This window comes from Flintibacter muris, from assembly GCF_943192995.1.
Lineage (GTDB): Bacteria > Bacillota > Clostridia > Oscillospirales > Oscillospiraceae > Lawsonibacter > Lawsonibacter muris.
This window is the reverse complement of the sequence record NZ_CALPCP010000003.1, coordinates 213806-232772: the sequence shown is the minus strand read 5'-3', so window position 1 is coordinate 232772 and position 18967 is coordinate 213806. Positions and strand designations below refer to the sequence as shown.

The window sequence follows — 18967 nt, the reverse complement described above, 5'->3', positions numbered from 1 at the left end:
AGCGGCACAGACCGCCGAACCGCAGGAGCCGGAAAACCCCGTTTCTGAAAAAGCAGACACGCCGGAACAGGCAGGACAGACCACCGACAAACCACTTACGGATTTACAGAAAAAAGCGGTTGAGATTGCCAAACAGTACGAAGCTCTCCCCTTGCGGGAAAAGATCGGGATAGCTTGCCTTTCCAGCTTGTCCCCGTTTTCTCCGCTTGGTACTCCGCATAGCTCTTTCCCTTGTTGCCCTTTCCGGGGACGACCACAGAAAGCCCGTTGTCCCGACACAGCTTGTCACTCATGTTCCGTATGCCGTAATACGTCCGTTTGTTGGAAACGTACTTGTGATGATCTACGAAGTTGACCGCGCAGAAAATAATGTGGTTATGGATATGCCCCTTGTCAATGTGCGTCGTTAATACATACTCATGCTGCCCCTTTGTTACCGCGTCGGCAAGCTGCCGCCCGATTTCATGGGCTTTTTCATAGTCCACTTCTCCCGGAGCAAAGGACTGTATCAAGTGAAAGGCTAAATTGTTTCCCTTATCCCGCGCTTGTGAGAGGGTATAGCCAAACTCAATATCTGCCGTTTCATAGCTGCACCCGAAAGAGGACACCAGCATTTTTCCGTCCGTCTTGTCCGGGTTTTCGATATAGTCAAGGGCTTTGCTTAGAGTGCTTTTAACAGGCTTAATCTTTGTAACCGCCATATCTCCGCAAGCACCCCCTTAATTTCCTCTATATCCTCTTTATAGGCGTTTCCCGTCGCGTTTACGCGACGTGCGATCTGATTGACATTCACCCCGATTTTCTGTATCTCCGCTGTCATTGCTTTTATGTCCGTATGGTCTACTTGGATAATGTACCCGTCAATGGCAATCTTGCGCAGATACGCCGCCATGTTGCTTGTGGGGACGAGCTTCATTTTTTCCTCAATCAGTTTTCTTTCTTCCTCTGTCACATAGAATTTGACCTGTATCGTCCTTTTGCGTCCGTTCATGGTTTTTCGCTCCTTTCCGTTCTCATAGAGGGTTTGGGAAACTTCCCAACAAGCCATTTCTGACCGACCGGGCGGGCAGAAATACGGAAAAGGGTACTCTTTTCCTATGCTTGCTGCTTTACTTACTATCCCCTCAAAAAGAGCGTATTTGTTGCATTATCTCTTGAATTTAGCGCAAAAAAATATTGCAGCACAAAAAACGGCTGCAACTTCTCTAAATAACAACGGAAAAAGGGAACAGCGGTTAATCGTCTGTCCCTTTGGTTTCCTGTATTCCTTTAGCGGTAGCGGTGATAATCGTCAAATCCTTTTTATCCATGCTGTCAAGCAGCGCGTCAAGTTGCCGCCGCTGCGTGGACTTCTCCGCTTCCTTTTCCGAAAAAAGAAACTGGTCTACGGATATATCATAACGGAGCATAAGCTCAAAAAATATCTGTACGCTGGGGTGCTGCCCCTTATTTTCAATATTTGCAAGGTAACGTGGGGAAATATACATTTCGTCACACACTTTTTTCCTGCTCTCCTTGCGCCCTTTTCGTGCGGCTTTAATTGCCGCCCCGAAAGCCTTAAAATCATATTTCGGTACTGGTCTTTTTGCCATATTCATTCACCCTATTACATTTTACTGTTCACCTTTCTTTTTGGATATGTCTACACAGTTCTATTGATTAGCCAAAATAATTCCCGTAATATGCAAATACCACTTGAAGTCATTCGGCTGGACGCATATAATTATACTGACATAGATTAGGGAAAGGGTGAATGAAGATGTTAGAGTTTATTTCTGCCCCGGAAGCAGCGAGGAAATGGGGCATTTCAGAAAGACGGGTACAAAAACTATGTGAGGAGAACCGCATACCCGGAGTAGCAAAGTTCAGCCGCTTATGGCTGATACCAAAAGATGCGGAGAAGCCAGCAGATGCCCGCATGAAAGCAGAAAGGACGAAAAAGCATGAATAGGATTTTAGTGATAGATGATGACAAGGAGCTTTGCACACTAATCAAGCAAAGCGTTTTACAGGAATGTATCGAAGCTGACTGCTGCTATTCCGGCAAATCCGGCTTGCTGCAACTGAAAGAAAAAGAATACCAGCTTGTCATACTGGACGTAATGATGCCCGGTTTTGACGGGTTTGAAACATTAGAACAGATCAGAAAAGAAAACAGCCTGCCGATTTTGATGTTCACATCAAAAAATGACAGTGCTTCAAAAGTGCGGGGGCTGCGGGCAGGAGCCGACGATTATTTAACAAAACCTTTTGATATGGACGAGCTGATTGCCCGCATTGTTTCACTGATAAGACGCTATACCCGTTTCAATCAAAAAGAGGGACAGTCACAGACATTTGATTTTGACGGATTGACTATCGACTTTAACAGCCGTTCCATTATCACGGTAAACGGAGAATTTGAGCTGCCGCCGAAAGAATTTGACCTGCTCCTGTTTCTTGCCAAAAATCAAGGAAAAATACTGACAAAACAGCAGATTTATGAAAAAGTATGGGGAGAAGATTATGTTTATGATGATAGCAATATCATGGCAATTATAAGCCGGTTGCGAAAAAAGATAGAAGAAAATCCCGGAACCCCCAAATATATACAGACGGTAAAAGGGATTGGCTACCGCTTCAATAAGGAGGTATGAGGGGTGTATATAGAGATTGTCATTATGATTATAATTGTCGCTGTCCTTTTTCCAGTTTGCAGCTCCCTGCTTATTGTCCGGCGTGTGAAAAAACAGATTTTGGAAATGGTTGACGCTTTAGAAGATGTAAAAAAAGGGAATGGAAACAGACGGATTTTATCAGAAACACATGAGCTTGTAGCCCCTCTTGCTTATGAGATCAACGATATTATCCTCTCCTACGAAAGCAGACTTTTAGCTTATCATCAGACAGAAGAAACAAACAGGCGGCTTATGACGAGCCTTTCCCATGATGTAAGGACACCGCTTACTACACTGATTGGATATTTAGATGCCGCACATAAAGGAATTGCCACTGGAAAGGAACGCGACGACTATATAGAAACTGCCCGACGGAAAGCACATGACTTAAAAGAATATATAGATGTGTTGTTTGACTGGTTTAAGCTGGGATCAAATGAATTTTCCATGAATATATCCACTATTGATTTAACAGAACTGACACGGAATATATTGATTGACTGGATACCGATATTTGAAGATACACAGGTGGATTTTTCGATTGATATTCCAGAGCAGCCTTTCCGGGTAAGGATTGACCCGGACGGATATATGCGGATATTAAACAATCTGATACAGAATGTAATCTCCCATAGCCACGCAGATAAAATTGAAATTTCTTTATCCGGGCAGGGCGGGAACATAAAAATTCTTTTGCGTGATAATGGAGTGGGAATTGACAAGGAGGACTTAAAGCATATTTTCGAGCGGCTTTATAAATGCGATAAAGGGCGGTCTGAAAAAGGCAGCGGTCTTGGTCTGTCTATCGTACACCAGCTTGTAGAAAAATTAAACGGAACCATAACAGCAGACAGCGTACCGGGGAAAGGAACCGTTTTTACCCTGCTTTTCCCTCTGACAGACTAACCAGCTCCCGCCCTACATGGCGGGAGTAATTCTTTGTAAAAATCTGTTTTCCCCAAATTGCAAGGTTAATGCAAGGTTCGTGCAAGGTTAATGCAAGATTGGCGTGATAGAATAGCAGACATGAAAAGGAGGTTTCGCAATGAGCAAATATGTAATTGAAACAAAAAATCTTACCAAACAATACGGAACACAGAAAAGCGTTGCCGATCTGAATATCCATGTTCAGAAAGGACGTATCTATGGTCTGCTTGGCAGAAACGGAGCCGGAAAGACAACGACAATGAAAATGCTGCTTGGGCTGACACAGCCCACTTCCGGGGAAGTCACGATTTGGGGGAAACCTTTAGCGGCGAATGAAAAAAAGCTGCTCCCCCGTATCGGCAGTCTGATTGAATCCCCCGGTTTTTATCCGAATCTGACAGCAACGGAAAATCTGCGGATTTTTGCTACCCTGCGGGGAGTGCCAAACCGCAACGCAATTAAAAATGCGCTTGATTTAGTCGGTCTGCCTTATAAAGACAAAAAACTGTTTTCCCAATATTCGCTTGGCATGAAGCAGCGGCTGGCGATTGCTCTTGCCGTGATGCACGACCCGGAGCTTTTAATCTTGGACGAACCGATCAACGGGCTTGACCCTATCGGTATTGCAGAGGTACGTTCCTTTATCCGTGACCTTTGTAATGAACGCGGAAAAACAATTTTGATTTCCAGTCATATTCTTTCCGAGATTGCGTTATTGGCTGACGATATAGGCATTATCGACCACGGCGTACTGCTGGAAGAAGAAAGCCTTACAGAACTGGAAGCAAAAAGCAGCAAGCATATCCGCTTTACTGTTTCTGATACGGCACAAGCGGCAAGAATTTTAGAACGTATCTTCCATGAAAACCAGTTTACCATACAGGACGACCATAATATGCGGCTGCATAATTTAGATATTTCTGTTGGGAAGATTGTAACGGCTTTTGTGGAGAACGAGCTAGAAGTATCACAAGCCTATATTTGTGAAGAAAGCCTTGAAGATTATTTCAAACGTGTAACGGGGGGTGAGGGGATTGCTTAAACTTGTAAAATGTGAGTTTTGGAAGCTGAAACGGAAAGGGCTGTTTAAAATTGCTCTTTTTACCTCTGTCCTGTTCCCGGTTTTTTACGCTATGCTTTTGTCTGACGGAGATTTTGCAGATTTTGCGAGCGTTGCCCGTGAAGAAAGCGGCTTTTTGCTTCTGATTCCCATACTGGTAATGATAGCTGCCAACCTGTTTTTTGAAGAACATGATAACGATACCTTAAAAAATCTTGTTTGTGTTCCTGTCTTAAAAAGCCGCTTGGTTATGGCAAAAGTTATTGTCCTTGTGCTTTTTTCTGTTGTTTATGAACTTGCGGGATTCTGTATCAGTGTCTTGCTTGCCATTACACAGGGCATTTCTTTAAATGGATTAGGGCTGCAGTTGTTCCTTACACTCTGCACAGGAATTTTATTATGGGCGGCAGCTTTGCCATGTATTATTTTAGTGGTCTGGTGTAATAAGTCCTATATTATTTCTGTCATAATCGCCTTTTTTTATACCCTGCTTGGATATGCGCTACATCTTAGCGATGCAATTATGATGAAACCATTAGGGCTTAACATCAGCACATTTATTCCTGTCCCTATTATCTTTAGATGGCTGTATCAGTTTAAGGTGCCGGAAGGAAAAATTATGACAGAATTTTATAATCGGTTAAGTCCGTATTTTATATCAACGCCCGTAATTTTTTTGATATTAGTTGCGGAAGCCGTTGTCTGTATTGCATTGGTTACAAGAGTTTATCAAAAACAGGAAGTATAGGAGGTTTTATATGTTATCCATTGTCTTAACTGAATTTCAAAAGATAAAACGGTATCATATTCTGCTGATTGGTATTATCGGAATGACGCTTTCTCCCGTTCTTGGGGTAATTACACAGAATGTTGCGATTGAGGAAGCCAAAAACCCTAATTTCAACATTAGCGCATTAGTAGACAGTACGATTTGGAACAATGCAACTATATTCATGCCTATTATTTTTACCTTGATTGGCGGTTATCTGATAAACAGAGAATATACCGATGATACACTGAAAAATATTTTAACTGTTCCCGTTTCATTTTCTAAGTTATTGACCGGGAAATTGGCAGCTATCGGTCTGTTATCTCTTGTATTGGGAATATACAGCTTCGTTATTACAATTATTGTTGGTATTTGTGCTGGATTGCCCGGCGTGAGTATTTCTGCCTTGATAAGCGGTTTGCTTTATATGGCTGGTATATCTATTTGTATTTATATTGCTGTTCTTCCGATTATTTCTTTTTGCGGAAGAATACCGGGGTTTTTCATGGGAGGTTCGATTATTGCATTTGTGTTAGGATATTGCAGCATGTTCTTTAAAAGCGGTCTGCTTAGAAATATTTATCCATTTTTAGCCGCTTTCACGGTGATTGGTTTTGATACCACATCATATATAAATTCAACAAGCAATGCTAATGTTCCTTTAGGGCTTGTTTCACTTGGAATCATGCTGTTGATTTCTGTATTTATCATTACGATTTCTAAAACACCGGGAAATTCTAAAACGAAACATAAAAAAAGCAATATTTCTTTGCGTCCTGCACAACGTGAACGCTTAAAAATGAATGGACGCTAATAGCAAGAAAGGAGTTTTTCAAATGAAAGAAAAAATTTTAAGTACGATTGCACTTATTACTGCCTTTGTACCATTGACAGCACCCTTTATATGGAAGCCGGATTCTCCTGCCGCAACAGCTATTATCATAGGGTATTGTATTTTCGCTGCGGTTAGCTTTATATATGCTCTTTTCCTTTTTGCAAAAATAAAACTCAGGGATATTAACACCAAAATTGCGCTTGGTGTTAATGCGGTTTATGTTGTAGGAATTTTGGTTACAGTAATTATTCCTCGCCTGTTAAACAGATAAATTATGGAAAGGTTGATGATATGTGTCATAAAAAAATTTTTTCTCTTGTGCTTGTTTGTACTTTCACAATAGGTTTGTCCCTTACAGGGTGTTCAAAAGATGAAATTCTGGATCAATACAATAATGTTATACAATCAGCCGGAAATGCAACACTGACAGGGGATTTATCTCTTAAAGGGAAGCGGACGTATGGTGACGATCATTACACTGGAACTTATGTAGCAGACTATAAGGATTTTTCCAAAACAGAATATCTCTTTGGTGGGACTTCTATTGAGCGCGAAAATGGTAAGGACATCTCCGTTTCCTGCAACTTGGAAATTACCGAGGGAACAGCACAAGTATTTTGGATTTCTGGAAGTGATGATCCAGTAGTTTTACTTGAAGCAAGCGACGGTTATTCAGAAACATTAACATTGCCGGAGGGTGGAAACTATTTCGGAATTACAGGAGATAACTTTACGGGTCATTTAGAAATGAATATAGAATAATAATCTGCCGCACGACGGCAAAAGAAAAAAGCCGTCGTACAGCAGAGGTTTTCATGCGCCTATTCTTACACGGCGGCTTTTGAGAGATCAAAGCCGCCGTTTCTTTTATCCTCTAAAGTAATACGCGGTTTTTGTTAAAGCGGCGGCTAAAGGAGGTAGCCGCCATGAAGCGCAAAACGTATCGACAAAATCTGACGGTCATTGACACATCAAAAAAAGCCCGTCCACCGCCGGGGAAAATTACGCCCATATTACTGTTCACCTTTCTTTTTGGATATGTCTACACAGTACCTACTATTAGCCAAAATAGAACATATTATAGGAGCTTTGTAAAAAAAGGAAATAAATACCTACTGAATGTATCTTGACAAAATCTGCTTCACTTGTTATTATGGGTTACATACCAAACGAATGATAGTAGAAAGGAGGATTGGTGTGGCACGAAATAAATATCCAGAAGTAACCGTTGAGAAGATATTGGAAGTATCACAGCGATTATTCTTGGAAAAAGGGTACGACAATACAACTATACAGGATATTGTAAATGAGCTTGGTGGACTGACTAAGGGAGCAATCTATCATCATTTCAAATCAAAAGAGGAAATTATCGACGCATTGGGGGAAAAACTCTTTTTTGATAATAACCCGTTTGTTACCGTTCAGAAGCAGAAGAACTTGAATGGTCTACAGAAAATGCGAGAAGTCATTAAGCTAAACCATGTTGATATTGATAGGACAGAGCTTGGCAAACAAAGTATTCCCCTTTTGAAAAACCCCCGTTTGTTAGCAGAACTGGCTGACACAAATAGAAAATTGATTGCCCCTCTTTGGTTACAGCTTATTCAAGAGGGGATAGAGGACGGTTCTATCCAGACCGAGTATGCAAAAGAACTATCCGAACTTTTGCCCTTGCTTACAAACTTTTGGTTAATTCCCTCTGTCTATCCCGCTACACCGGAAGAACTGATTTCAAAGTTTGCATTTATCAAATACCTGTTGGATAGTATGAACTTGCCGATTATTGATGATGAAATTTTCGGTATGGCACAGAATTACTTTGAACGCTTAAACGTAGGCGAATAAATAAAATTGCCTTGAGAAAGGCAGTTTTATTTTCAAATCTTACATTCGTTCGTAAGGTATTATTTTTTAAGCATATACATACCGTCTAAATGTATGAAAGGAGAATACTATGTCAAACTTAGACCAAAAAATCGAAAATGCTACAAACAAAATTGAAGCTGTTGCAAATGAAGCATGGAAAAAGCGTTCATTCCGCATTGTATCTAAATCGGTATCTGCTGCGGCAGAAATCGGACTGATGATAGGTGCTGCACATTTATCTGAAAAGGGCTATAAATCAACAGCTACTTGTCTGTTTGTTTTGGGTGCGACAGGGCTTGTTTGTGATTTGATATTCAACAGAAAATAGGAGGACACCGCTATATGATTCGATACTTAAAACAATACAAATTTCTGCTTTTCCTTACCGCACTATTTACTGCTATCAGTTCTCTATCCTATGTGTTTATCGCTATCTTGTTGCAACAGGTTATGGACATTGTAGATATGGGCGATATGGACGGCTTCATCAGAATACTACTCTTTTCTTTAGCCTACTTTGCGCTTATGGGAGTATTTATGTACCTACAATCTTTGTTCAGCAAAAAATTTGTCTGCAAGATTATGAAAGCTGTCCGTTCTAAAACCTTTATAGGAATTGAGAAACACACGATTGAGGATTACTCCAAAAACAATACCGCAGATTACTTATCTGCGATTACGAATGATGTAAAAATGATTGAGGACAATTTTTTACTTCCTCTCCTGCAAGTCATTCAATACACGATTATTTTCATAGCGTCCCTTGCTGTAATGATTTACTTCGACATTATCGTTACGATATGCGTAATTATTGCAATCGCCATTATGCTTATCGTCCCCAGTCTGTTCGGAGGACTGCTCTCTAAACGGCAGGACAAATATTCTGATATGCTATCCTCTTTTACAAATCATGTAAAAGACCTGTTATCCGGCTTTGAAATTATCAAGTCGTACCGAATGAAAAAATATGTCCTTTCACGATTTGAAACAAGTAATGAGGACACGATAAAAGCAAAATATTCAGTTGACAAAGCGATTGCTGCAAATGAAGCGGTTTCTATGGTTCTTGCGCTTCTTGTTCAAGTTGTTGTTGTTTTTCTTTCAGCATATTTCATTATTATCGGACGTATCAGCGCAGGAGCCTTATTAGGCATGGTACAGGTTAGCAGTAATCTTGCAAATCCGCTTTTAATCATTTTTAGTAATATTCCTAAAATCAAGAGTATAAAGCCGATTGCACAGAAGTTAAATGAATTTTCAGATTACCGGAATCAAGACACAGATACAAAAAAAACCCCTACTTTCAATGAGATGATTTGTGTGGAGGATTTGCATTTTTCCTATGATAAAGAAAATGAAGTCATAAACGGTATTTCATTATCCATTAAAAAAGGAAAAAAATATGCCTTTGTTGGTAAAAGTGGTTGCGGAAAATCTACGCTTATCAAACTGATTGCCGGATATTATTCTGATTTCAAAGGTGATGTTCTGTATGATGAAGATAATCTTTCCATTGTGGATATTGATAAAATAACCGCCTTGTCGTCTGTCATTCATCAGAACGTCTATATGTTTGACGAAAGCATTTTAGACAATATTTGCTTACACGAAGATTACAGCAAAGAAGAATTACAATCTGCACTGTCTGATAGTGGCTTATTGCATTTCATTGAGCAAGTACCAAACGGACTTGAATATCATGTTGGGGAAAACGGTAATAACCTTTCCGGCGGGCAAAAACAACGAATTGCTGTAGCAAGGGCTTTAATTCGTAAAAAGCCGCTGTTAATTTTAGACGAGGGTACGTCTGCTATTGATATGCAAACTGCGTATGATATTGAAAGCAGATTGTTAGCAATATCTGATTTAACGCTACTCACTATTACTCACAATATGAGCAAAGATATTCTTGAACTCTATGATGAAATTATCTTTATGGCAGACGGAAAAATCATTGAGCATGGCACCTTTGAAACACTTATTGCAAAAAACGCAGCATTTTATAATTTCTACCAACTGAAAAAATAGGAATTTTATTTAAGGGATTTCTTGCTATTACTCTTTGTTAAATTCTTAAAATAGAATTTAATATATTGAAAAAGAATTTATCTGCCGCACGACGGCAAAAGAAAAAAAGCCGTCGTACAGCAGAGGTTTTCATGCGCCTATTCTTACACGGCGGCTTTTGAGAGATCAAAGCCGCCGTTTCTTTTATCCTCTAAAGTAATACGCGGTTTTTGTTAAAGCGGCGGCTAAAGGAGGTAGCCGCCATGAAGCACAGAGCGTATCGACAAAATCTGACGGTCATTGACACATTAAAAAAAGCCCGTCCACCGCCGGGGAAAATTACGCCCATAAGTATGAACTGTCTAATCATTATAATACGGTTTTCAATGCTATTTTGCCTGTTCACATTTTTTGTGGACGGGCTTTTTTTGCGCTTTTCATTTTTCTAAAAAAGCCATTAGGAAAACGCAACAAAACACCTTCTTCCATACGGATAGTGTGCGAAAGGGGACGGAAGGACAAGCCCTTTGTCCTTTACACCACGAAGGAAGGAGGTGAACTCTATGGAGCTATCTTCTTCTGAAATGAAAACAATCCAACATCAGTATGACACGCTTGCAAAAAAAGTCCTCAAAGGCGAAGCAAGAAGCTGTTACCGGGAGCTGTCTAAACGCGCCGCACATGAAGTGAATTTTTCAGAAATGAGCCAAGCGGAACTTGCACAGCTTTATACGCTGGACGAATACGAGAGCGATTATTACCGCTTTGAAGTTTCCGGCTATGATGTGCTTGTAAAAAATGAGCTGCTTGGCGAAGCCCTGCAAGCCCTGCCCGAAAAGAAGCGTGACATTATCCTTTTGTCCTACTTCTTGGAAATGAGCGACGAGGAAATAGGCGAGCTGCTGAATGTTGTACGCAGTACGATTTTCCGGCACAGGAAAACCGCGCTTGAAAAAATCAAACTGTATATGGAGGGAAAAACAGATGAACAGAAATAACAAATCCTCTGCCCTGTTGCCGTTCCCTGTTATTGCAGCGGCGGCGGGCGGTGATACGGAAGCCATGTGTGCGGTCTTGAAGCATTACGAGGGCTACATAGCGGCACTTTGCATCCGGACGCTGAAAGACGACGCGGGCAACACTTATTCCTACGTTGATGAGGAAATGAAGAACAGGCTGCAAGTACGGCTGATTACCCGCACACTTGCCTTTAACATAGGCTAAACACAGGCTATCCCCTGCAGGGCGCGTCCCCCTTTCCGTGTTCCCGCTTATGGGCTGCTTGTCGTTTCACCGGGGCATACCGCCAGCGCGGTATGCTTCCGTGAGCCGATAAGCTCTTGAATTTTGTACTTTGACAAAGAAAGCGGCGCAAGATAACGGCGGCGCAGGATAGGGCAGATCGGGTACGTCCCTTTTGCGCCGAGCTATACGGCGGGTGCGCCATGACACTATCCCGGAGAGGTTTTCTTTTCTTCACCGGGACAGCCGAGCGACCAACACCGCGCCGGGGAGCAAGTTTAGCAGCTTGCGGGCGACGACAGCGCAGAATATATAATGATACTCCCTTACCGCCACAGTCCGAGCGTTCAGAGCGTCGCAGGCAATGGGTAGGGCTGCATGAGAACCATGCAGGGGTGAAACTCCCGTGAGGTTATGCTAATAACCGTCCGATTAAAGCCTTATTTCACTATTAACCATTTACCCATTTTGAAAGGGGGATTTATAGAATGAATAATGCTGACGTGCCTATTTGGGAAAAATACACGCTTACTATTGAGGAAGCGTCAAAATATTTCCGCATTGGTGAAAACAAGCTGCGGAAACTTGCAGAGGAAAACCCTACGGCGGGCTGGGTAATCTTGAACGGCAACCGTATTCAGATCAAGAGGAAACAGTTTGAAAAAGTCATTGACACACTGGACGCAATTTAGCAAAAAAGATAGTGAAAAGGAGCCTTGAATATGCTATAATAGATATAGGCATATCAAGGCTCTTTCCGACACGGAAAGGAGCAAAACAATGTCGGAGAAAAGACGTGATAATAGAAACCGCATTTTGCGTTCGGGAGAGAGCCAGAGAAAAGACGGGAGATATGCTTATAAATATACTGATACTTTTGGCAAAGTGCAATTTGTCTACGCTTGGAAGTTAGTACCTACGGACAAGACCCCAGCCGGGAAACGTGACGACATATCCCTTAGAGAAAAGGAAAAAGAGATACAGAAAGACCTTGACGACGGGATAGACACAATCGGTAAAAAAATGACGGTATGCGAGCTTTACGCAAAGCAGACCCGCCACCGGGGAAATGTTCGGTACAACACCACACAGGGACGCAAGCGGCTTATGAAGCTGCTGGAAGCGGATAAACTTGGTTCCTGCCCTATTGACAGTGTGAAGCTGTCCGACGCGAAAGAATGGGCGTTACGCATGAAAGAAAAGGGAATATCCTATAAGACCATAAGCAACGACAAGCGATCCTTAAAAGCTGCGTTCTATACGGCGATACAGGACGACTGTATAAGGAAAAACCCCTTTGACTTCCAGCTTAACACCGTGATCGAGGACGACACAGAGCCGAAAGTACCCCTCACAGCGGAACAGGAAGAAAGCCTTTTATCCTTTATGCAAAGTGATAGCGTCTATCAGAAATACCGTGACGAGGTTATCATACTGCTTGGGACAGGGCTTCGGATTTCCGAACTCTGCGGGCTGACTGTAACCGACCTTGACTTTGAAAACCGGGTAATCAATGTAGACCACCAGCTTTTACGGAGCGCGGAAACCGGGTACTACATAGAGAAGCCCAAAACGCAGAGCGGTATCAGACAGATTCCAATGAGTGAAAAAGTGTATGAAGCGTTGGGGCGCGTGTTAGAGAACCGCAGGGGCGCAAAAGCGATCACCATTGACGGGTACAGCAATTTCCTTTTCCTCAACCGGGACGGCAACCCTAAAACAAATATAAGCTATGCTACCATGTTCCGGGGACTTGCAAAGAAGTATAACAAATGCCATGAGGAAGCCTTACCCAAAGTAATGACACCGCACACCTTACGCCATACGTTCTGCACCAACTTAGCCAATGCCGGAATGAACCCGAAAGCGTTACAGTATATCATGGGACACTCCAATATCACCATGACGCTGAACTACTACGCACACGCAACATTCGCTTCCGCAAGGGCTGAAATGGAACGGCTGATTGCATAGCCGCAGACGGATTTACTACTTCTTTTACTACCATTGAGAGGGAAAACCTAAGAGGTTTTGAGAGTATATGAGAACTTCTCCCCATATCTAAAATGCCGGGAAAGCCCGAAAATACGGGCTATACCGACATATAAGAACTTCTAAAGAGATAATCTAAATTCACCATAAATTTTCGTCAAAAACCTTGCGTTTTCGTGTTCCTAATAAGAGTTATTCATATGAGTATGAATACACATATCATTTAGTATGTCTTAATAACTCATATTACCCAAGAACCTATGCAGATATATTCTGCATGGGTTTTTGTTGTAATAGCCCCCTACTGGGAAGAAAGGGGGTGAGAGAAAATGAGATATTCTGAACAGTTCATGGAACATATCGAATATATGTTCAATGCGTTCTGTAAGATTGTACTACGCCATGAAGCAATCAACGCATGGCGGGATTTGAAGCGAAAAGAGGAACGGGAAGTTTCCCTTGACTACCTAATGTCGGAAAGATATTTTGAGCCTTCTGCTATGGATAGCTATTTTGAAAAGCAGGACAAGCCGACTGTATTTCTTGTGTTGGGAAAGGAAGTTATTGTTGATGATGAACGGTTAGCGACGGCATTATCAAGACTGCCGAAATTGCGTCGGGAAGCCTTGCTATTGTATTATTTTGTCGGCTATCGTGATGAAGCAATAGGCAGACTGTACGGACGTTGCAGGAGTACAATAAACAGTCGGAGAAATGTCGCGCTGAAACAGTTGCGGAAAGAATGGGAGAGATTGGAAAATGAGGAACAAAAAGCTGATACCTTTTGAGGTAATCCAAAAAGCTGTTGCCGGAGAGCCGGAAGCGGTAGACGCAGTATTGCGGCACTACACCGCACACATCAAATACCTGTCTATGTATAAGGGACATATCAATGACGATACACAGGACAGGTTAAAGGCAAAATTGGTTGAAGCCATATTGAAATTCCGCTTCGACCGATAGGAGATAGCAAAGACGGGAAAAGCTGTCAAGGGTAAACTTCGCGCTTCGCGCCCTTGACAGCTTTTCCCGCCTTTGCTTATGGGTAGTCAAGAGGGCGAAATCAGTAGACTGCTTTCGCCCTCGATTTATTATGGGGATTGTTACGCAGTAGGAGGTATTTTGTTCTTGATTTATGCGGCTTTGCGGGCGTTGAAATGACGGGGTAAGGGCTTTGTATGTATGCCCTCAAAAACGGCGTTCTATTGCGTAACAAAATGAAAAAGACAGGCAAGAAACGGATTGCTTCTTACTTGTCTTTTTCTGCACCCTGTATGGCAGTTACCCTATTTCAGTTTGTTGCTTGATACTGTTTTATGAGTAGCTATCATAGGGGGAGTTTTTATGCTGGAGAAATAGGATTGACAGTTTCATGGTATCCGGCGGCATCTGCCCCATTCGTTGGATTTTGATACCTGGAACGATTGCGCTGTTTGCGAGGATTCCCTATATGCTGATGGCAGCAAAGGTACAGAAACCGGGAGCCGTGTTTTTGACTGCTATCACGTTTCCGTTTTACAGGGCAAGGAGGAAACCTGAGGCAGAGCGGTGTCCCAGTCCTCCTGGAACTCGGTCATCATGGCCCAGTACCGCTTGGGCATGTGGGTCATACGGCATTTGGGGTTGTACCGGCCCTCAATGGCGATGGTGTTGTAAAACGCCCGCCACAGCTTCCGGTAGGTCAGCTCCTCCAGCCCGGCGGGGCCGGCTTGGAAGCTGTCCACCGGAATAATGGTCCAGCTCCTGGGGCCGGGGCGGTGGAGAAGAACTTCTGAATGGGTACGGTCGTGAAGGACAAGGTTCTCCTGGGGATACCGGGAGCAGAAGTGGGGCCGCAGCAGGGGAAGTACCCGGTTCTTGGGCTCGATTTCCCCCACCAGCACCCCGTCCAGCTCAGAAAAGCGGGCAAAGCCCTTGTACATATGGGCCTCGTGCTCTAAGTGCCACACCGCTTTGCGTACCCGGTCCACCGTGGGGTCGGTGAGGCAGCTGCCAATCTTGGGCCCCAGCTCGTAGCCCATGCGGATCAGCCGCCACAGCCACAGCTCCTTGTCGGGCAGGCAGGTGAGAAAGGTCCGTACCGCCAGCCGCTGGCCCTCCGCCCCGAACTTGGCGAAGGAACGGTACACCCGCAGGGCGTGGGCCTGGTCGGTGTCCACCGTCCGCAGGGGGTAGAGGGAACAGCACATGTCATCCGGCGTGTGGAACTCCACCGGCTCCTCCCTGGCCACGTAGCAGTCAAACACGCAGCAGAGAAAACCGGGATAGGTGCCGTCATATTGGCAGGAAATTTGGGTCCAGGGCATGTGGAGACACCTCTCAAAACTTTCGTTTCCCCGCAGGGCTAAAGGCCCCCTTCGCAAAGGGGGCTCCCGCGAAGCGGGTGGGGGTTTTCCATAAAAAGCAGATACATTTCGATCGGAGAAAACCCTTTGTCATTTGCTTCGCAAATGACACCTCCCTTTGCGAAGGGAGGCTTTTGCATCCCTACCCTGCGTCGTCAAACAGGGACAGCTGTTCCGGCATGGGAGCGGCCAGGGCGGGGGCCTCCAGGGAGACCATGTGGCGCAGCAGGCCGTCCTCACTGACCTGGAGGCCGGCCATCATCCGCCCGGAGCAGGTGAGGAAGTACTGGGCCCGTTTGAGGACAACCCCCAGCCGCTTCAGCCCCTCGAAAGTGAGAGGGCCCACCCGCCTGGCTCTGAGAATCCGCTTGGCCGACCGCACCCCCAGGCCGGGCACCCGGAGCAGAGCCTCGTAGTCCGCCCGGTTGACCTCTACAGGGAAGAACTCCAGGTGGCGCAAAGCCCAACAGCACTTGGGGTCCATGCGGGGGTCCAAGTCGGGCTGGTCCTCGTCCAGGATCTCCTCCGCCCGAAAGTGGTAGTACCGCAGCAGCCAGTCGGCCTGGTACAGCCGGTGCTCCCGGAGCAGGGGCGGCTTAAAATTCTCCGCCACAGGGAGCAGAGGACTGGAGGACACCGGCATATAGGCGGAGTAGAACACCCGTTTTAACTGATAGCGGTCGTAGAGGGCCTGGGTGAGGGTGAGGATGTGCCGGTCTGTCTCCGGGGTGGCCCCTACAATCATCTGGGTGGACTGTCCCGCCGGGGCAAACCGGGGGGCGTGACGGTAGACGGCCACCTCTGCCTTAGAGGCGGTAATTCCGTCCCGAATCTGGCCCATGGGAGTGAGAATGGCCTCTTTTTTCTTGTCCGGGGCCAGCAGGGCTAAGCTGGGGGAGGAGGGCAGCTCAATGTTCACGCTCAGCCGGTCGGCCAGCAGGCCCAGCCGGCGGGTGAGCAGGGGGTCCGCGCCTGGGATAGCCTTGGCGTGGATATAGCCGCCAAAGCGGTGCCTCTCCCGCAGGATGCGCAGGGTTTGAATCATCAGCTCGGTGGTGTAGTCCGGATTTTGGATGACCGCCGAGGAGAGAAACAGCCCCTCGATATAGTTGCGCCGGTAGAAGCCCATGGTAAGCTCACACAGCTCCTCCGGAGTAAAGGCCGCCCGGGGCACGTCGTTTGACTTCCGGTTGACGCAGTACTGGCAGTCGTACACACAGAAATTGGTCTGAAGCACCTTGAGCAGAGAGATGCACCGACCGTCCGCCGAGAAGGAGTGGCAGCAGCCAGCCAGGGTAGTGTTTCCAATGGTTCCCGGACGTCCCCCGCGGTCCAGTCCGCTGGAGGTGCAGGCCGCGTCGTACTTGGCTGCGTCGGCCAGAATATTCAGCTTGTCCAGCAGCTCCATAGCAGGCCCTCCTTCCTGAATTGCGAAAATACGTTCGATAGAACTTATGTACTATCATTATAACGCAAAAAATCCCCCTGTCAAGGGGAATTTTCCGGAAAAAGAGGACTTGTCCCAACCACCATGTTTGTGGTATAGTATTCGGGCAAGAGAGGAACGGCTCGACCTCCGCGAGGAGGTGACAAGATGTCAGCGTTGGAAGTCTTAGCACTACTTAACCTGCTCGCCGTTGTTATGTTCGGCATCCTCAATATCACAAAGAAATAACCGGCCCCCTGTCAGGAAACCGGCTTTTCTACAGATTCTAAATCTTGAGGAAGGGCCTGTGACCTGCACCACCAGCTCGCCCCTCTTACGCTCATTATAGCAAAGGAGATTGGTTTTGTTAATGGAGAAACGAGAGACATTTTCCTCCCGCCTGGGCTTTGTGCTCATCTCGGCGGGGTGCGCCATCGGCTTAGGCAATGTGTGGCGCTTCCCCTATATCACGGGGAAATACGGCGGCGCGGCCTTTGTGCTGTTGTATCTGCTGTTCCTGATTATCCTGGGTCTGCCCGTTATGGTGATGGAGCTGGCCGTGGGCCGGAGCAGCCAGCGGAGCATCGCCCTGTCCTTCCAGCGGCTGGAGCCCAAGGGTACCAAATGGCACTGGTACAGCTATGTGGGCTTTGCGGGCAACTATCTGCTGATGATGTTCTACACCGTTATCGCCGGGTGGCTGCTGTACTACTTTGTGGAAATGCTCCGGGGGAGCTTTACCGGCCTGGACGCCGAGGGCGTGGCCGGAATTTTCGGCGGACTGCTCAGCCAGCCGGTAACCATGACGGTCTATATGACCATTGTGATTGCCATTGGCATGCTGGTGTGCGCCCAGGGGCTGCGCAACGGTGTGGAGCGGGTGAATAAGGTGATGATGCTCTGCCTGCTGGCCCTGATGGTGGTACTGGCAGTAAACTCCGTCCTGCTCCCTGGAGCCGGGGAAGGGCTGGCATTTTACCTTAAGCCCAACTTCCGCAACCTGGTCTACGACGGGGAGGGGAACTGGATTCTGGGTGAGGCAGTATTCGCCGCCATGGGACAGGCCTTCTTCACCCTGTCGCTGGGCATTGGGGCCATTGCGATCTTCGGCAGCTATATCGGCAAGGAGCACCGGCTGGCCGGGGAGGCCCTGCGCATTGGCGTGCTGGACACCTGCGTGGCCTTTGTGGCCGGTCTGATTATCTTCCCCGCCTGCTCCGCCTTCGGTGTGTCCACAGGGGAGGGGCCCGCTCTGGTCTTTGTCACCCTGCCCAATATCTTCAACGCCATGCCCATGGGCCGGCTGTGGGGCGGACTGTTCTTCCTGTTCCTGTCCTTCGCCGCCCTGTCCACCGTGATCGCTGTGTTTGAGAATATCATCTCCTTCACCATGGACCGATGGGGACTGTCACGGAAGAAGGCGGTGCTGATCAACCTGATTGGGATATTTCTGCTGTCCATGCCCTGCGTGCTGGGGTCCAACCTGTGGTCCGGGTTCACCATACTGGGGATGGATGTGTCCGGTATTGAGGACTTTTTGGTGTCCCAGAACATCCTGCCTCTGGGCTCACTGGTCTATCTGCTGTTCTGCACCAGCAAAAAGGGCTGGGGCTGGAACCGCTTCCTGGCCGAGGCCAACACCGGCGACGGCCTGGCCTTTCCCAAAGCGGTGCGGTTCTATGTCAGCTATATCCTGCCCCTCATTGTGCTGTTTATCTTTGTGATGGGGTATTGGAACCAGTTTGGTTCATAATAGCAGATCGGGCAGAAATAAGCTAATATATCGTCAAATTTGGCTTGCTGTCACCCCATTCAGCTCTGTAAAACGGAAGGAGCCGCTT

At 45.8% G+C, this 18967-nt stretch carries 23 protein-coding genes and 2 pseudogenes; 20 read left to right on the top strand and 5 right to left on the bottom strand.

Annotation, left to right across the window (positions count from 1 at the left end):
- Positions 1–152: 152 nt before the first annotated feature.
- The 3 genes and pseudogenes from NFS22_RS04930 to NFS22_RS04920 all read right to left on the bottom strand — a co-directional run.
- Positions 153–701 (bottom strand): annotated as a pseudogene (locus NFS22_RS04930) (relaxase/mobilization nuclease domain-containing protein); the annotation flags it as partial.
- On the bottom strand, positions 662–991 hold the full coding sequence (locus tag NFS22_RS04925; RefSeq protein ID WP_080926416.1) for a plasmid mobilization protein: 330 nt from the start codon (positions 989–991) through the stop codon (positions 662–664). The pseudogene NFS22_RS04930 and the gene NFS22_RS04925, both read right to left, overlap by 40 nt.
- Before the next feature lie 244 nt (positions 992–1235).
- Positions 1236–1592, bottom strand: a complete 357-nt coding sequence (locus tag NFS22_RS04920; RefSeq protein ID WP_120421165.1) for a helix-turn-helix transcriptional regulator — start codon at positions 1590–1592, stop codon at positions 1236–1238.
- Between the two features lie 167 nt (positions 1593–1759).
- Here NFS22_RS04920 and NFS22_RS04915 point away from each other — a divergent pair, with 167 nt between their 5' ends.
- The 19 genes and pseudogenes from NFS22_RS04915 to NFS22_RS23680 all read left to right on the top strand — a co-directional run.
- Entirely contained in the window at positions 1760–1951 is a 192-nt protein-coding gene (locus NFS22_RS04915; protein WP_120421201.1) for a helix-turn-helix domain-containing protein, read from the top strand.
- On the top strand, positions 1944–2636 hold the full coding sequence (locus tag NFS22_RS04910; RefSeq protein ID WP_120421167.1) for a response regulator transcription factor: 693 nt from the start codon (positions 1944–1946) through the stop codon (positions 2634–2636). The genes NFS22_RS04915 and NFS22_RS04910 overlap by 8 nt, the downstream gene beginning before the upstream one ends.
- 24 nt (positions 2637–2660) lie before the next feature.
- Positions 2661–3563: a sensor histidine kinase gene (locus NFS22_RS04905; RefSeq protein WP_420908842.1), complete on the top strand. Its 903-nt coding sequence runs from the start codon at positions 2661–2663 to the stop codon at positions 3561–3563.
- Between the two features lie 139 nt (positions 3564–3702).
- Entirely contained in the window at positions 3703–4626 is a 924-nt protein-coding gene (locus NFS22_RS04900) for an ABC transporter ATP-binding protein (protein WP_251316614.1), read from the top strand.
- Entirely contained in the window at positions 4619–5392 is a 774-nt protein-coding gene (locus NFS22_RS04895; RefSeq protein WP_251316613.1) for an ABC transporter permease, read from the top strand. Before NFS22_RS04900 ends, NFS22_RS04895 begins: the two co-directional genes overlap by 8 nt.
- Positions 5393–5402: 10 nt before the next feature.
- The gene (locus tag NFS22_RS04890; protein WP_120421173.1) at positions 5403–6227 is read left to right on the top strand and encodes an ABC transporter permease; all 825 of its coding nucleotides are present in this window, start codon (positions 5403–5405) and stop codon (positions 6225–6227) included.
- Between the two features lie 22 nt (positions 6228–6249).
- Entirely contained in the window at positions 6250–6519 is a 270-nt protein-coding gene (locus NFS22_RS04885; RefSeq protein WP_120421175.1) for a hypothetical protein, read from the top strand.
- 20 nt (positions 6520–6539) lie between these two features.
- Complete coding sequence (locus NFS22_RS04880) at positions 6540–7010, top strand: hypothetical protein (RefSeq protein ID WP_251316612.1); 471 nt, start codon at positions 6540–6542, stop codon at positions 7008–7010.
- Positions 7011–7174: 164 nt separating this feature from the next.
- Positions 7175–7378: a hypothetical protein gene (locus tag NFS22_RS04875; protein WP_251316611.1), complete on the top strand. Its 204-nt coding sequence runs from the start codon at positions 7175–7177 to the stop codon at positions 7376–7378.
- A 67-nt stretch (positions 7379–7445) separates the two neighbouring features.
- A complete protein-coding gene (locus NFS22_RS04870; protein WP_120421180.1) occupies positions 7446–8093 on the top strand; it encodes a TetR/AcrR family transcriptional regulator in 648 nt (215 codons plus the stop codon).
- Positions 8094–8202: 109 nt separating this feature from the next.
- On the top strand, positions 8203–8442 hold the full coding sequence (locus NFS22_RS04865; RefSeq protein ID WP_251316610.1) for a hypothetical protein: 240 nt from the start codon (positions 8203–8205) through the stop codon (positions 8440–8442).
- A gap of 14 nt (positions 8443–8456) precedes the next feature.
- Positions 8457–10142: an ABC transporter ATP-binding protein gene (locus NFS22_RS04860; RefSeq protein WP_251316609.1), complete on the top strand. Its 1686-nt coding sequence runs from the start codon at positions 8457–8459 to the stop codon at positions 10140–10142.
- Positions 10143–10684: 542 nt separating this feature from the next.
- Complete coding sequence (locus tag NFS22_RS04855; protein ID WP_251316608.1) at positions 10685–11119, top strand: sigma-70 family RNA polymerase sigma factor; 435 nt, start codon at positions 10685–10687, stop codon at positions 11117–11119.
- Positions 11106–11345, top strand: coding sequence for a helix-turn-helix domain-containing protein (locus NFS22_RS04850; protein WP_251316607.1), 240 nt, complete (start codon positions 11106–11108; stop codon positions 11343–11345). The genes NFS22_RS04855 and NFS22_RS04850 overlap by 14 nt, the downstream gene beginning before the upstream one ends.
- Positions 11346–11851: 506 nt before the next feature.
- Positions 11852–12055 carry an excisionase gene (locus NFS22_RS04845; RefSeq protein ID WP_016220868.1) on the top strand — a complete coding sequence of 68 codons (204 nt, stop codon included), beginning with the start codon at positions 11852–11854 and terminating at the stop codon, positions 12053–12055.
- Between the two features lie 88 nt (positions 12056–12143).
- Positions 12144–13337, top strand: a complete 1194-nt coding sequence (locus NFS22_RS04840; protein ID WP_251316606.1) for a tyrosine-type recombinase/integrase — start codon at positions 12144–12146, stop codon at positions 13335–13337.
- A 347-nt stretch (positions 13338–13684) separates the two neighbouring features.
- Positions 13685–14143 carry an RNA polymerase sigma factor gene (locus NFS22_RS04835; protein WP_251316605.1) on the top strand — a complete coding sequence of 153 codons (459 nt, stop codon included), beginning with the start codon at positions 13685–13687 and terminating at the stop codon, positions 14141–14143.
- Positions 14115–14318, top strand: coding sequence for a helix-turn-helix domain-containing protein (locus tag NFS22_RS04830; RefSeq protein WP_151848940.1), 204 nt, complete (start codon positions 14115–14117; stop codon positions 14316–14318). Before NFS22_RS04835 ends, NFS22_RS04830 begins: the two co-directional genes overlap by 29 nt.
- A gap of 409 nt (positions 14319–14727) precedes the next feature.
- Positions 14728–14847: pseudogene (locus NFS22_RS23680) on the top strand (MptD family putative ECF transporter S component); the annotation flags it as partial.
- Positions 14848–14857: 10 nt separating this feature from the next.
- On the opposite strand, the gene NFS22_RS04820 reads toward NFS22_RS23680, so the two are convergent.
- Both NFS22_RS04820 and NFS22_RS04815 read right to left on the bottom strand, forming a co-directional pair.
- Positions 14858–15661 carry a TIGR03915 family putative DNA repair protein gene (locus tag NFS22_RS04820; protein ID WP_251316604.1) on the bottom strand — a complete coding sequence of 268 codons (804 nt, stop codon included), beginning with the start codon at positions 15659–15661 and terminating at the stop codon, positions 14858–14860.
- A gap of 181 nt (positions 15662–15842) precedes the next feature.
- The gene (locus NFS22_RS04815) at positions 15843–17108 is read right to left on the bottom strand and encodes a putative DNA modification/repair radical SAM protein (protein WP_251316603.1); all 1266 of its coding nucleotides are present in this window, start codon (positions 17106–17108) and stop codon (positions 15843–15845) included.
- 388 nt (positions 17109–17496) lie between these two features.
- Here NFS22_RS04815 and NFS22_RS04810 point away from each other — a divergent pair, with 388 nt between their 5' ends.
- The gene (locus NFS22_RS04810) at positions 17497–18879 is read left to right on the top strand and encodes a sodium-dependent transporter (RefSeq protein ID WP_251316602.1); all 1383 of its coding nucleotides are present in this window, start codon (positions 17497–17499) and stop codon (positions 18877–18879) included.
- The last annotated feature ends 88 nt before the right edge of the window (positions 18880–18967 follow it).